At 57.3% G+C, this 602-nt stretch carries 2 pseudogenes; both read left to right on the forward strand.

The window, feature by feature from the left end:
- Window positions 1-418 (forward strand): annotated as a pseudogene (locus BK660_RS30980) (tyrosine-protein kinase); the annotation flags it as partial.
- 40 nt (window positions 419-458) lie between these two features.
- Window positions 459-602, forward strand: a pseudogene (locus BK660_RS33480) (glycosyltransferase); the annotation flags it as partial.

The raw sequence follows: 602 nt of genomic DNA on the forward strand, positions 1-602 counted from the left end.
GCTGGTCAAGCGCTGCAGCATCGACCAGGCGATCAACAAAGTCGAAATCGACAACCTGCACTTCATCAGCCGTGGTCAGGTACCGCCGAATCCTTCCGAGCTATTGATGCACGCCAACTTCCGCGAGCTATTGGCGGAACTGAGCGAACGCTACGACCTGGTGATCATCGATACGCCGCCGCTGCTGGCGGTGACCGATGCCGCGATTGTTGGCCGTGAAGCCGGGATCAGCCTGATCGTCACGCGCTTCGGGGTGAACCCGGCCAAAGAGATCGAACTGACCATTCGCCGCTTCGCGCAGAACGGCATCGAGCTCAAAGGCGCGGTGTTCAACGGCGTCGAGAAGCGTGCCGCCAGCTACTACGGCAATGGTGGTTACGGCTATTACAACTACGAATACGCGTCCGACAAATCCTGACTGTCAGCGACTGTTTTTTCCTGTTTGAAGTGGGTGATTTGTGAAGAAAATACTGCACGTGGCAGAGACGATCAAAGGTGGCGTCGCGACGGTGATCCGGACGATTTCGGCTTCGCCTGAAGGCGATGCGGCGAACTACGAGCTGGTCTATCTGGTCCCGGATGATCAGGCCAAAGAGTTGCAC

The organism is Pseudomonas brassicacearum (genome assembly GCF_003732265.1).
Lineage (GTDB): Bacteria > Pseudomonadota > Gammaproteobacteria > Pseudomonadales > Pseudomonadaceae > Aquipseudomonas > Aquipseudomonas brassicacearum_D.